Annotated in this window: 19 protein-coding genes; 4 read left to right on the top strand and 15 right to left on the bottom strand. The window is 36.6% G+C overall.

Annotation, left to right across the window (positions count from 1 at the left end; translation table 11 throughout):
- Window positions 1–6: 6 nt before the first annotated feature.
- The 7 genes from ACHUFV_RS16135 to ACHUFV_RS16105 all read right to left on the bottom strand — a co-directional run bounded on the left by ACHUFV_RS16135 (window position 7) and on the right by ACHUFV_RS16105 (window position 3,791).
- Entirely contained in the window at window positions 7–1,134 is a 1,128-nt protein-coding gene (locus ACHUFV_RS16135; protein WP_394235889.1) for an MBL fold metallo-hydrolase, read from the bottom strand.
- A 65-nt stretch (window positions 1,135–1,199) separates the two neighbouring features.
- Complete coding sequence (locus ACHUFV_RS16130) at window positions 1,200–1,775, bottom strand: sulfurtransferase TusA family protein (RefSeq protein ID WP_394235887.1); 576 nt, start codon at window positions 1,773–1,775, stop codon at window positions 1,200–1,202.
- A 39-nt stretch (window positions 1,776–1,814) separates the two neighbouring features.
- Window positions 1,815–2,111, bottom strand: coding sequence for a rhodanese-like domain-containing protein (locus tag ACHUFV_RS16125; protein WP_394235885.1), 297 nt, complete (start codon window positions 2,109–2,111; stop codon window positions 1,815–1,817).
- A gap of 25 nt (window positions 2,112–2,136) precedes the next feature.
- Window positions 2,137–2,499, bottom strand: a complete 363-nt coding sequence (locus tag ACHUFV_RS16120) for a rhodanese-like domain-containing protein (protein ID WP_394235883.1) — start codon at window positions 2,497–2,499, stop codon at window positions 2,137–2,139.
- Between the two features lie 17 nt (window positions 2,500–2,516).
- Window positions 2,517–2,996 (bottom strand): DsrE/DsrF/DrsH-like family protein, encoded by a 480-nt coding sequence (locus ACHUFV_RS16115; RefSeq protein WP_394235882.1) that lies wholly within the window; start codon window positions 2,994–2,996, stop codon window positions 2,517–2,519.
- Window positions 2,997–3,141: 145 nt separating this feature from the next.
- Entirely contained in the window at window positions 3,142–3,405 is a 264-nt protein-coding gene (locus ACHUFV_RS16110) for a metal-sensitive transcriptional regulator (RefSeq protein ID WP_394235880.1), read from the bottom strand.
- Window positions 3,406–3,416: 11 nt separating this feature from the next.
- Entirely contained in the window at window positions 3,417–3,791 is a 375-nt protein-coding gene (locus ACHUFV_RS16105) for a rhodanese-like domain-containing protein (RefSeq protein ID WP_394235878.1), read from the bottom strand.
- 225 nt (window positions 3,792–4,016) lie between these two features.
- Between ACHUFV_RS16105 and ACHUFV_RS16100 the strand changes: the two genes are divergently transcribed.
- Complete coding sequence (locus ACHUFV_RS16100; protein WP_394235876.1) at window positions 4,017–4,193, top strand: hypothetical protein; 177 nt, start codon at window positions 4,017–4,019, stop codon at window positions 4,191–4,193.
- Window positions 4,194–4,336: 143 nt separating this feature from the next.
- On the opposite strand, the gene ACHUFV_RS16095 is transcribed toward ACHUFV_RS16100, so the two are convergent.
- From ACHUFV_RS16095 to ACHUFV_RS16070, 6 genes are all read right to left on the bottom strand, one after another.
- Window positions 4,337–4,525 (bottom strand): SHOCT domain-containing protein, encoded by a 189-nt coding sequence (locus ACHUFV_RS16095; RefSeq protein WP_394235875.1) that lies wholly within the window; start codon window positions 4,523–4,525, stop codon window positions 4,337–4,339.
- A gap of 46 nt (window positions 4,526–4,571) precedes the next feature.
- Complete coding sequence (locus ACHUFV_RS16090; protein WP_394235874.1) at window positions 4,572–4,943, bottom strand: hypothetical protein; 372 nt, start codon at window positions 4,941–4,943, stop codon at window positions 4,572–4,574.
- A gap of 51 nt (window positions 4,944–4,994) precedes the next feature.
- Window positions 4,995–5,240, bottom strand: a complete 246-nt coding sequence (locus ACHUFV_RS16085) for an SHOCT domain-containing protein (protein WP_394235873.1) — start codon at window positions 5,238–5,240, stop codon at window positions 4,995–4,997.
- Between the two features lie 246 nt (window positions 5,241–5,486).
- Window positions 5,487–5,756 carry a hypothetical protein gene (locus ACHUFV_RS16080; protein ID WP_394235871.1) on the bottom strand — a complete coding sequence of 90 codons (270 nt, stop codon included), beginning with the start codon at window positions 5,754–5,756 and terminating at the stop codon, window positions 5,487–5,489.
- Window positions 5,737–6,417, bottom strand: a complete 681-nt coding sequence (locus tag ACHUFV_RS16075; protein ID WP_394235869.1) for a response regulator transcription factor — start codon at window positions 6,415–6,417, stop codon at window positions 5,737–5,739. Before ACHUFV_RS16075 ends, ACHUFV_RS16080 begins: the two co-directional genes overlap by 20 nt.
- Before the next feature lie 15 nt (window positions 6,418–6,432).
- On the bottom strand, window positions 6,433–7,803 hold the full coding sequence (locus ACHUFV_RS16070) for a sensor histidine kinase (protein ID WP_394235867.1): 1,371 nt from the start codon (window positions 7,801–7,803) through the stop codon (window positions 6,433–6,435).
- Between the two features lie 368 nt (window positions 7,804–8,171).
- Here ACHUFV_RS16070 and ACHUFV_RS16065 point away from each other — a divergent pair, with 368 nt between their 5' ends.
- A complete protein-coding gene (locus ACHUFV_RS16065; RefSeq protein WP_394235865.1) occupies window positions 8,172–8,702 on the top strand; it encodes a CueP family metal-binding protein in 531 nt (176 codons plus the stop codon).
- Window positions 8,703–8,775: 73 nt separating this feature from the next.
- Here the strand turns inward: ACHUFV_RS16065 and ACHUFV_RS16060 are convergent, their stop codons facing one another.
- Together ACHUFV_RS16060 and ACHUFV_RS16055 are read right to left on the bottom strand one after the other, a co-directional pair.
- A complete protein-coding gene (locus tag ACHUFV_RS16060; RefSeq protein ID WP_394235863.1) occupies window positions 8,776–10,914 on the bottom strand; it encodes a heavy metal translocating P-type ATPase in 2,139 nt (712 codons plus the stop codon).
- Window positions 10,911–11,294, bottom strand: coding sequence for an ArsR/SmtB family transcription factor (locus ACHUFV_RS16055; protein WP_394235861.1), 384 nt, complete (start codon window positions 11,292–11,294; stop codon window positions 10,911–10,913). The genes ACHUFV_RS16060 and ACHUFV_RS16055 overlap by 4 nt, the downstream gene beginning before the upstream one ends.
- 215 nt (window positions 11,295–11,509) lie before the next feature.
- Between ACHUFV_RS16055 and ACHUFV_RS16050 the strand changes: the two genes are divergently transcribed.
- Together ACHUFV_RS16050 and ACHUFV_RS16045 are read left to right on the top strand one after the other, a co-directional pair.
- Window positions 11,510–12,418 carry a YIEGIA family protein gene (locus ACHUFV_RS16050; RefSeq protein WP_394235859.1) on the top strand — a complete coding sequence of 303 codons (909 nt, stop codon included), beginning with the start codon at window positions 11,510–11,512 and terminating at the stop codon, window positions 12,416–12,418.
- The gene (locus ACHUFV_RS16045; RefSeq protein ID WP_394236138.1) at window positions 12,415–12,627 is read left to right on the top strand and encodes a capping complex subunit for YIEGIA; all 213 of its coding nucleotides are present in this window, start codon (window positions 12,415–12,417) and stop codon (window positions 12,625–12,627) included. Before ACHUFV_RS16050 ends, ACHUFV_RS16045 begins: the two co-directional genes overlap by 4 nt.
- Window positions 12,628–13,052: the final 425 nt, after the last annotated feature.

Below are 13,052 nucleotides of genomic sequence, written 5' to 3'. Positions count from 1 at the left end.
TTAAAATTAGCGAACTGCGCAGCGATTAGGTCCAATTTCCATCTCACGTTGTTCTTCAATGTCAGGATTTATTTTACCCATATTGGTTTCACGTATTTGTTGATAGGCATTCGGCTGCGGTGGTAAATTCTCCGTTACTAATTTTCTAAATTCAGTTTCGTCTTCGATTTTTAGACCATGGTTTTTAGCAAACAGTGTACCTAATTTCTCTGAAACACTTCCATCTTCATTTAATTCATCCATAATCATAAAATGTGCGGGAAGTACAATGAGGTCTTCAGACAATTCTCTATAACGCTTATAAAGAGTTTCTCTTAAATCATCAACCCAGTCTTCTGCTTTACCAGCTAAATCAGGTCTTCCAATGGAATCAATAAATAAAATATCCCCTGATAATAAAAACTTTCGATCTACCACAAAAGAAGTCGAGCCAATTGTGTGACCTGGTGAATACAATGCATGAATATTTATAGTTGTATTTCCAATCATTACGTTATGATTATCTTCTAATGGTCGATATTCAAATGTTACTTCTGTTGCATCCTTTGGAGGAAGCCAGTAGGTGGCTTTCGTTTTCTCAGCAATTAGTCGTCCTCCAGAAATATGGTCAGCATGAAGGTGTGTATCAAATACATGTGTTATTTTTGCTCCAATACTGGTAGCAAAATCAAGATAAATATCAGTCATACGAGTGGCATCAAAAAGCGCAGCCTCCCCATTTGAAACAACCATATAGGATAGGCAGCCTTTCCCGATTCTTACAAACTGATAAATGGCACCACCATCTTTTAGATCATCTACTTTAACAGGCTCTAAATGCTCACTCCATGCTTTCATGCCACCCTTTAAATATGACACAGTTAAGCCTGCTTCGGAAAGCATTTCTGCCACCATGATCGATGAACCTTCTTTCGCACAAACCACTAAAACCTCTTTATCTGTAGGGATTTTCTCAAGGATTTCCTCAACACCATCAAGTAATTCAAAATAAGGTATGTTTAAGTACTCTAAGTTGTCTCCTTCAATTTTCCAATCTTGAAAATCACTTTCGTTTCGCACATCAAGAATAAAGAATTTTTCTTTATTGAAGATTTTATTCGTTACTTCTTTTGAAGTTATTACTGATACAGACATTCAACTTACCCCCTATGGTATATTTGAGATTAAAAATTTTTTTATCTGATTTTATACCTATTTAGTTATTTATAGTCACTTGTCGTTTCACCGGACCATTGGCTCATACCTGGTAAGACATTCACGACATTCATAAAACCATGTTCCATCAACTTTTGTGCAGCAAAATCACTTCGGCTTCCTGTACGACAGATAACATATATTTCATCATCTTTGTTTAATTCATTTAAACGTTCCTCTAATGCCCCTAGAGGAATAGAGATAGCAACCGGAATATGGTTAAAGGCATATTCCGCTTCTTCCCTTACATCGATAACAACAACTTTTTCATTTTCCTTTAATTTATTTTCCAGTTCCTCATTTGTAGTTACGTTTTGATATTTTTTCTCCATTGTTTCATTAGACGATGACTTTCTTAAGTAATGCTTTAATACTTCCCCTTCTTCAAGGGTGCCTAAATAGTGATGTCCTGTACTTTCAGCCCATGCTTTCATGTCAGCTTTTGACCCTTTATCGGTTGCCTGAACCTCTAGAACATGGCCGGCTTTTAATTCTTTCATCGCCTTTTTCGTTTTGACAATTGGCATAGGGCACGCTAATCCTTTTGCATCTACCATTTCATTTGCTTTAATCTGTACCATCTTGAAGCCTCCTATAAATATCTAGTATTAAACTGATAATTAATCCATTTTACCTTCCCATGACAGCATCCCGCCCGTCATATTCACGACACGAAATCCATGATTTTCAAGAAACTGTGAAGCACGACTACTCCTGCCTCCAGAACGACATACCATGATGTACTCCTTTGATTTATCTAGCTCATGCATACGAAATTCAACTAATCCCAATGGAATATTTACAGCACCAGGAATTTTCCCCGTTGCTACTTCATCCACTTCCCGAACATCAATAATATTTAATTCGTCACCTTTTCCTAATAAAGTCTCAACGTTTTTTGCTGTTATTTCTTTCATTCTATTTTCCTCCTTAAAGTTTGTATTAGCTCCAGGTGTTCATTCCGCCTTTTACATTTGTTACTTTTTTAAATCCCAACCTCTTTAACGTTTTACTTGCCTTTTGACTTCTCATTCCACTTTGACAGATCACGATAACCTCTTTTTCCTTAGATAGTTCTTTCTCAGCTTTTTGGGCAAGCTGGTGCAATGGGATATTTTTAAATTCTCTAATATGCTTTCCTTTATACTCTCCAGGTGTTCGGACATCTACAAATTGCATGTTTTTATTTTTTAATTCACCTTTTAAGTCTGTCGTTGATATATTTCGAACACCCTTTGCTGGAACAAAGCGTTGGATAATCAAAAATAGAAGTAGTGCTAACAAAATATAATTGAGATATTCCAAAGCTAATCCCTCCTAATTTAAATAAATAGATTAACGTTTCCTTCTTGTGCATCTGCTAAGTACGCAGCCACCCCGGCGTATTCGATATGATCAAGCAGCTCCTCCTTTTGCAGGCCTAGTAAATCCATTGTCATTGTACAGGCTACCAGCTTCACATCCTGTTCTTGAGCCATCTCTATTAACTGTGGCAATGGCATTGCATTATGCTTTTTCATAACGTCTTTAATCATTTTAGGACCGAAGCCTGCAAAGTTCATTTTTGAGAGACCCATTTTATCTGCACCCCTAGGCATCATCTTCCCAAACATTTTTTCCATGAACCCTTTTTTCACCTGAATATTTTCATCTCTACGAAGGGCATTTAGGCCCCAAAACGTATGAAAAATCGTTACTTCATGATCATAGGCTGCTGCACCATTTGCAATGATATAGGCAGCCATGGCTTTATCGTATTCCCCACTAAATAGAATAATTGTTGTCTTTTTTGTTTCTGTCACAAGATGACCTCCATCCTATTTTTCATATACCTATATGGGTATATTTTTCCGTAAAAAAATATCTATTTTTTCTTATAAACTTCATTAATACCAATACCACTATGGGTATAATATTAAATAAAATTTATTAAAGTGTCAACCTTTTTTACCGACTTTTCACTAGTAAGTTCACCGCGTCCTTTACTAGATCTTCCATCCTTGGTTCGCCTTGATCTTCCGCTTTTTGCACACATTCTATAAGGTTAGAGCTTACTACGACTCCAATCGTACGATCAATCGCCGTCCTAGCTGCAGATAACTGTGTGATGACAGCCTTGCAATCCTTATTTTCTTCCATCATTCTTATAATTCCTCTTATCTGTCCTTCAATGCGTTTGACTCTATTCTTAACTGAATCATTGTAAACCATGTTGCTCCTCCTTAACATCGACCTTCTAATAATTTTTCATTTAATACCATTCTTTTATGATCAACAACTGTATATCCAACAATCCGAAAGCCCTTCCTCCTTAAAATACGTGTTCCTAGATTTTTTTCAATTAGGCTTGAAGTCACTAAATGTACATTCTTATTAGGGATATCATGATAGCCTCGTTTAAGATAAGCAACCGGTATATTGATTGCTCCTTTGACAGCTTCTGTATAAGACTCGTTATAGTCTCTTATATCTAAAACCTGTATGCTATTCCCTTCAATGTCCTTCAAAGATGTATAACGTACACCAACTACAGGGAAATATCGCTTAAATAATTCATTAATAATACCTAGAATTATTAATAAAATAATAATCTTCATGTATAACTGTATTACCTCCTAAGGCTTAAAACTGACGATTTTTATATTATACCCTTATGGGTATTGTGTCAACTATTTAGGTTTCATGTTATAAACCCTTTTCATCACACACATACTATATCTTACATATGATAATGAAAAGGATTCTTTTCCTATTGAAAATTTAAAATCCTATAGTATAATCCATAGTATATACATAGGATTTAAAGGAATAGGAGGCTAGTGATGCACTTTTTGAAAAAAATGTTTATAGACCATTGCCCTAAATGTAATAAAGTGTTAGAAACAAAGCATTCCGAAACATTAAAAGCCATTGTCATAAAATCATGCCCGGAAAATCATTTTCAAAAAGAATTTCATCCTGCTTTTGAAACATATATTGAAACACATACACGGCATTAAATCATAAATAAAAATAGAAGTCAGCACTTTAGCCGACTTCTATTTTTATTAAACATCGCTAGGTTCTCTCTAACTGCACACCGACTAGGTCCCATTTTCATTTCTCTTTAAACCCCATATTGGTTTCTCTGATTTCCTAACTTTTATAGTATATTTTTAAGATTCATATATTCTTCAGCAGAGATTTTTCCTGATGCGTATCTAACATCAATCACTCGTCTTGCCGCGCTCAGATCATGACGATATTGATTCTGTCTATTGCTAGTCAATTTCTGCAGATCTCCAGTTTTATAGAGATAAAAACCAATGGCCAAAATAAGTAATAGAAACATAAGTAAACTTCCTCCTTGGACAGAAAAATCCAGCACATATAATTATTTAAAAGTTACGGCTTTGAGATGCACCCCCAGTTCCATGCATACCTTTATACATTGCCTCTAGTTCCTGATTAGTTAGATCAGGATGCATTTTACTCATATACGACTTCATTTGTCCGTAATTCATATTTCCATTTTCCATGAATTTTTGCATTTCTTCATAATCTACACCTTGTTCATTCATGAAATTTTTCATATCTTCCATATTTCCTGTTTCCATCATTTTTTTCATTTGTCCATAACCAACGGCCTGCCCTTGCATAAGTGTATTGGGATTTGTAGGCAATTCTTTTGCATAGGCCATATATAAACCTGTTCCACCTGATGCAATAAGCGCCGTAGCTAATGCACCGATCATAATGGTTTTTTTCATGATAAAACACTCCTCATTTTTTAGGATTAGAGTTTAAGTTACTTCCACTTCCTATAGCAAATTTTTCTTCATTTGCTCGAACTCTTCTACCGTAATTTCGCCGTTTGCTAGTCTTAATTTTACAATTTCAAGTGCTTCTGAATGTTGCATAGACTGTGTATTCACCATGTGTCCATTTCCAGTGCTTTGTTTGGTTATCGCAAAATACAACAGTAAGCCAATGACAATCATTCCAATGAACATCATAAAGAATCCTCCTCCCATTCCCATTCCCCCATAATATCCTGCTCCCATCATCATTTTTTCCTCCTTCTATGTTATCTTCATTTTGACCTTGAAAAAATTAAGAAAATATGAAGCTTGGTTTTATTTCTTTGTTATATCATTGTTAACCCCCTCTTCCATTGTTCCTTCCACTTTTACTATAAGAGACAATCATGAAGAAAATATGAAGACCCATAATAAATAAAAAAAGTACAGGAATCTCTTGATTCACTGCACTTTTTTCAGCTTATAAACGAATATAAAGCCACTTTTTCTATATTATTTCTTCCCTTTTTTACTGATAACCAAGCATATAATCAAGGCGATACCAATGATAATCAGCAATATCCAGAACATTTGACTAAACCAGAACGACATATGATGATACATCATATGCGGCCCCATCATCATTCCCATCGGTCCAGGTGTAAACCAAGTCATCCTTAGTACAAATACCAAGAATAGAATCCCCATTGTTATGCAGATTGTTAATAATATGATCGGCAATAATCGTTTCATCATCTCACCTTTATTCCACTTTATATCCAATTCCCCAAACCGTTTGAATGATTGAACTGCCAATCCCTGCCGCTTTAAGCTTTTCACGTAAATTCTTGACATGTACATCAACCGTTCGATCGTCACCTGTAAATTCAATTCCCCAAATCAAATCCACAAGCTGTTCTCTCGATAAAACCTTGCCTTTGTGTTTTATTAAAGCCTCCAAAAGCTCAAACTCAGTTGGTGTAAGATTTAACCGCTCATCCTCATATATTGCTTCCCTGGATGTAAGATTCAAAATGATTCCTTCATATTTGAATACCTCATCCACTTCAGCTTTCTCATTCGCTTTTGTCCTCCGCAATAATGCCTTAACCCGAACCAATAGTTCTGCCTCATCAAAGGGTTTGACTAAATAATCATCAGCACCTATAGACAAGCCCGTCACTTTATCCTGTATCGAGCCCTTGGCAGTTAACATAATAATAGGAATTTCTGATATTTTCCTTACTTGTTCAATTGTCTGCCATCCATCCATAATCGGCATCATGACATCTAAAATCATAAGATCATAATCATTCTTTTTAACCTTTTCATATGCCTCTTGACCATTGTCCGCTTCATCTACTTGATAATTGTCCTGTCGTAAATAAATCCGCAATAGCTGCCGCATTTCAAATTCATCATCAACAACTAAGATTTTCATCATGTCTTTTCTCCTAGATTATATTTCACTCTTTGCCTTTAGAAAGATTGAAAAAACAGAGCCTTCATTTTCTTTACTTTTCACGGTAATATAACCGCCGTGTGACTCAATAATTTGCTTTGCAACATACAAACCAAGACCAGTACCTCCAGTTTTTCGTGTTCGAGATTGGTCAACACGATAAAACCGTTCCCAGATTTTTGTTAAATCCTTCTCAGGAATTCCTATACCGGTATCTTTTATTTCTATTACCAAAAACTCGTTTTGTAAGAAAGATATGACTGTAACCTTTCCTTTATCACTATACTTAATCGCGTTTTCAATCAGATTATAAAGTGCTTGTTCCATTCTTCGTACATCAACAGGGAAAAGTACATCAGCTTTGTATTCACCCTTTAGTTCCAGCTCTTTCCTATCCGCAGCAGGTTTAAGATTGGTGATAATCTTTTTAATAATGTCATTCATCTTCGCCGGTTCTTTAGTTAATTCAAATTTGCCCACCTGAAGCTTGCTCATTTCAAATAGATCATTCACTAAAAAGGAAAGCCGATTCACCTCTTTAGTAATAATTTTCAAGTATTCTTCCTGTTCTTCTCTACTATCTATAATTCCTTTACTTAATACATCACTATAACCCTTTATATAGGTTAATGGTGTTCGAATTTCATGAGACACAGCAGCCAAAAATTCATTTCTGGTTGTTTCATAATACTGAAGCTGTTCACCAAGGGCTTGGATTGAATTTCCAAGTTGGGCAATCTCGTCGTTCCCCTTAACTGGTATTTTTTGTTTATACTGACCTTGAGCCATTTGTATGGTGGCATTTTTCATTGAAAGGAGAGGCTTAGTAAATAACCGTGATAAAATTCCGATGAGACCAAATGCAACGAACATAATGCCTAAACTAGTGATAAGACTTAACAGGCTCATAACGAAAGTCATATCCTTTAATTTAGAAGAGGGATAGTACATATACACATAACCAGAATCATTACCTACAGGAGAAACGGAAACAATATATTCATGATCCTGCCAATCATTTTCTAAAATCTGCCCTTCATGAAATGATTTTTTAATGTTAATCTGTTCCATCATATCCTCATTAGGTTCTATTGAAGAACCCAGAATTTGATGATTAGAATCCGTTATAAGAATTCTAGTGGACACACCTCGTTCCATTCCAATAGCATGTTCAATAGCTTCCTTAGTAAATTGTCCCTCTAAATTCCTCGCATGGTTATTTCCTCTCGCTACTAAATCCTGTTCAATAAAGTCCGTCAAAAAATTGGTGAATATCCCATATAAAATAAATCCCAAAATTAAAAGTAACGCAATAAAAATTGTACTAAACCATAATCCAAGCTTGAGAGAAATGCTTTTAAGCTTCACTATACATAAATACTCCTTCTATCATTTAGATTAATCATAGTGTAAATTTCACTATCTACTTTAGTATAAAACTAATTAATGAATAAAATATGAAGACTTTCTCAAAATTTCTAAAAGGATAAAAAGGACCCTGTTGAAATGAGATTTCCAATACTTTATGTTCACCTTTAAACAAAAGGCTAATTCTTTTATAACAAATAAGAGAGTAAATCAGCTAAACTGCTTTTCTGCAAAAATTCTGCATACTTTTTTTGTAGGATAAAATAGAGAGCAAATTCTAATTTGTTGTGTCGTGATTGTATCCAAAGTTAATTTGCAATCCATGAAGAAAAATTAGGAATTCTGAGAGACAAAGGGGTGAATAGTAGATGAAAAAAACGATCTTTACAGTTTTTTTAATAATCGTTATCGCTCTTTTGGCAGCTTGCGGGTCAAAGGATGAAAAAACTGTAACAGAAAAGGAGACCGCCAATATTAAGGAATTGATCAATGATTTTAGCACGGGTAAGATAAGTGATCAATCTGCTTCCATCACATCGCATGAACTACAAGTGACAAAAGGTGATGGGAGTCAGGAAGTGTATGACTTATCAAAAGAAGACTTTTTTGTTTCTATCGCTCCGTACATCAATGAAACCCATCCTTGACAATTCCATAGCTTGACAGGTTGTCAAGGTGAAATGGCGAACAAAGAATTTGATGTTTACATTGAGGACAAAGAGGGTAACGTGATTCTAGACGAAACGATGACAGCTCAATCGAACGGATTTATCGATTTATGGCTGCCACGAGACAAAAGTTATAAGGTAACGATAAAGCAGGGTGGCAAAACAGTTGAGTCAGAGATATCTACGTTTGAGGGTGACAACACTTGCATTACTGATATGCAGTTAATTTAGTTATACAAGTAGGTTTACTAGTTTTGTAAATCGAACAAATATGGCTTCCCAAGTCGTGTGGGAAGCCTTTTAATTACTTGTCTTTTACCTTTAAAAGTCGCAGGCCATTAAGTGTGACAATTAACGTAGCACCCATATCTGCAAAAATTGCAATCCAAAGAGTCAACCAGCCAGGTATCACTAGTAACAATGCCACGAGCTTAATTCCTAAAGAAAACGTGATATTTTGTTTAATGATAAACAAAGCTTTCCTGCTCAGCCTCACCGTAAATGGAAGTTTACCGAGATCATCTGCCATTAAGGCGATGTCTGCCGTTTCAAGTGCTGTATCCGTTCCAGCTCCTCCCATGGCAACCCCAACAGTAGAAGCAGCTAATGCAGGCGCATCATTTACACCGTCACCGACCATTGCAACACGGTCATATTTACTTCTAAGATCCTTAATGAAAGTTAATTTATCCTGTGGTAGCAATTCAGCTTGCAAATCAGAAACGCCTACCTGATTTCCAATCGCATTTGCCGTTCCTGCGTTATCTCCTGTTAACATAATGGTTTTTTGAATTCCTAATGAGTGAAGTTTTTGAATAACATCCTTACTGTTTTCTCTTAACTCATCAGCAACAGCAAGTAACCCTAAAACTTCGGTAGATGTTCCCGCCACCATAACCGTTTTACCTTGATTTTGCAGTTCGGAAATTTTTTCTTTTAGGCTGTTTGGAATTCCATCTGTTAGGATCTCCTCAAACAAATTCGGACTACCCACATAATACGTTTTACCCGTAACTCTTCCTTTAATTCCTTTACCTGTTATAGAAGAGAACTCCTCTATTGTTACACTTTGATAAGGTAAATTTTCATCCTCAGCTTTCTTCATAATCGCTGAAGCTAATGGATGCTGAGACCCATTTTCCAATGCAGCAACAATTTTTAATAAGTCATTTGAATCTGTATTTGGCTGCGGAAGGTAATCTGTTACAACTGGAATTCCTTTTGTTAAGGTACCGGTTTTATCAAAGGCAATTGCCTTGATTGCTCCCATTTCCTCTAAATGAATTCCGCCCTTGATCAGAACACCATTCCTTGCTGCGTTACCGATTGCCGTTACAATCGACACAGGCGTGGAAATGACCAATGCACAAGGACAACCAACCACGAGAGCCGCTAAGCCCTGATAAATCCATTTATCCCACTCTGCACCAAGGAATAGCGGTGGAATTACAGCTACACCCAAGGCAATAAGCATGATGATCGGCGTATAGTATTTTGCAAATCGATCAACAAACGCCTGAGAAGGTGCTCTTTCCGCTTGAGCCTCCTCTACTAAATGAATAATCTTTGCTATCGTCGTATCATCTACATGCTTCGTTACTTTCACTTCAAGTAATCCTTCTTCATTCAATGTTCCGGCAAACACTTCATCATCAATCGTTTTTGAAACAGGGACAGATTCACCAGTAATGGCCGCTTGATTAACAGCTGATAAGCCTTTTACTACCATGCCATCCATAGCAATTTTTTGCCCTGGTTTCACAATCATAATGTCGTCGATTTGAATATCGTCTACATCAACGGTAAATTCCTTATTACCCCTACGTATTAAGGCTTCCTTTGGAGCAATATCCATTAATGACCGAATGGATTGTCGAGCTTTATCCATCGAGTAAGTCTCAAGAGCTTCACTTATCGCAAACAGGATCACGACTGTTGCACCCTCGCCCCATTCACCGATAATAGCTGCACCAATGACGGCAATCGTCATCAATGTTCTCATATCAAACTGTAAACTAATTAAATTCTTTAAACCCGTTTTAAAAAGTCGATAACCTCCGACTAAAATAGAAGCAGCATACGCTAAAATGGATGGAACACTCTCTTCCCCATTCATTTCTGCAGCAATCCACCCAATGAGCAAGAAAACAAGTGAAGCGATAACGGTTGAATGTTTTTGTAAAAACGGTTCTTTCTTCTCTTCAAATTTTTGCTTTTCAGGAATGGTCTTTATATTTTCAAAAGCACCTGCTTTTTCTAATTCCTCAATGGTTGTTTCACCATATACCGTAAGTTTTGAAGCACCAAAGTTTACACTTGCGTCAGAAACACCATCCAGGTGTTTTACGTTCTTTTCGAACTTTGTCGCGCAGCCAGCTCAGGTGAATCCCTGCACCCGGTAAACGGTTTTTTCCTCTGATTTCTCTAACCCAGCATTACTCATGCGTCCCTCAACTCCTTTTGATGTGCAAAGGCGATTTGTATCAATTGTTTTACATGATCATCATCTAATGAATAAAAAACTAATTTACCTTCCTTACGATACTTAGCTAGGCCTAAATTACGAAGAAGTCGTAAATGATGCGAAGCAGTAGCTGTAGTACTGCCCACAATATTCGCTACATCACATACACACAACTCCGCTTCCTCACATAAGGCATAAGCAATCTTAATTCTAGTGTCATCCGACAACGCTTTAAATATTTGAGCTGCAGACAAAGTATCCCGCTGTGAAATTGAACGTTTTACCCGATTTACCTTATCCTCATCCACGCAGGTCACTTCACATACATCTATTTGCTTAAAAAGCTCCTCTTCCTTCAAAGGATTATCCTCCTTACTCAAACGTTCATTTGATTATTAGTATATACAATAACGGGTTTAATGGTCAAACAATTGTTTGAATATTTAAATAGAATTTATCGTTTGGTACTAATAAGGAAACCAAATGCTAATCTAATTACCAAAATGTACCGATCAAACACTTAATTATTACGCCTCTCTTTCCAAATACTACGAATAAAGAATGGGGGATTTTAATGGGCGGAGTAATACCAAAAGAACAAATTATTTTAATTGTTACTTCAATCGTTGTTGGTACAATAGCGCGTATTTTAACGATAAAAGAAGATTTCAGACAGTACCCAAGCTATCCTAATGGGTATATGATCCATTTGGTAACCGGCTTTGTTGCTGCATCATTAGGGGCAATTGCCATTCCCGCCTTAATGACTAAAAATTTCGTAGCTGTTACCTTTTTAACCTTAGCCATACAACAATTTAGGGATGTAAGAAAATCAGAAAGAGAAAGTTTAAAGGACCTGGAAAATACTGAATATGCCTATCGAGGGGACGCCTATATCGATGGAATTTCCAAAACCTTTGAATCTAGAAATTATTTTTCTCTGCTTGTAGCTTTAGGAACAGCTATTACGATGCAGCTTGTCGATAGTAAGTCACATTGGATCAACATAATCTCAGGCTGTGTTGTCGGTTTCATACTTCTCTATATATTAAAACGCTTTTCAAAGGGAAAAACGATAGGCGATATTGCAGAAGTAAAGGAAGCACGAATTGAAATAAAAAATGATGAACTATTTGTAGATGGAATTTATGTATCCAACCTCCTTGGATCTGAGAATGCATCAAAACTGTTTCAAGACGAGGGCATAGCTGTGGTTATCATTCCCAAAGAAGATCACTTTCGGGTTACATTAGAGAATTTTGGACAAAGACAGGCGGCCCTATTCGAAGCAACAAGGACGTTGGGGGTTAAAAGGCATCACTTTACTCGTAGAGATTTTGAAAATGGTCGAGTAGTAATCGCTTTAGTTCCTATTATTAATGATAAAGAAAAATTAATTGAAGCAGTGAAGAAAACGCCGCTTCTTGAAAGCAGTAAAAAAAGCCAGGCTGTTATGAATGTGAATATGGTTGGGAGGAAATAAAACTGGGACGTGAATCTAGCGCAAAACCTAATTATGATATTCTCGCACTTGTAACATTGGATAAAAACCGAATAATAGGTGGAAAGCAATTGTCCTTATTGGCCAAAGATGAAGAAGAGCAAAAGACAATGACAGCAGATCTTGCAAAAGCACTGAAAGCAGATGTTGTCCACATGACATCAGGAGATTATTTAGTCATAAGAGTTTGAAGCCATGGGGGGAGGCCACGGGGTAGACCATGGGGGGTGTATTCATTGGTTCTCTCCGGAACACAATCTTATTCATCCATATAGGATATGTATCTATCGAGAATCATCTAAATATTTTCATAATTTTTCGTTTCACACAAAAGGACCCTCTATCTAATTGATTGGGTTCTTCTGGCAGGAGCTTCAGGAAAAGGTTTTGTCCCAGTGTCCATAAGTGAATGTGGGCCGAGGGACCGTCCCCTTGGTTCTCCTACGCTTTGAACTACTCAACTTCGGACTCAATCTTGCTTTTTCTACTCTTTCTTGTCCGAAGCTCACTCGACTTCGGACTCAATCTCGCTTTTCCTGCTCTTTCCTGTCCGAAGTTCACTCGACTTCGGACTCAATCTTGCTTTTTTTGCTCTTTCTTGTCCGAAGTTCACTCG

Source organism: Niallia oryzisoli (assembly GCF_043641075.1).
In the GTDB taxonomy this organism is placed as follows: Bacteria; Bacillota; Bacilli; order Bacillales; family Cytobacillaceae; genus Bacillus_BD; species Bacillus_BD oryzisoli_A.
Note: the sequence above shows the minus strand (reverse complement) of the source record. Positions and strands in the feature narration are given on the sequence as shown.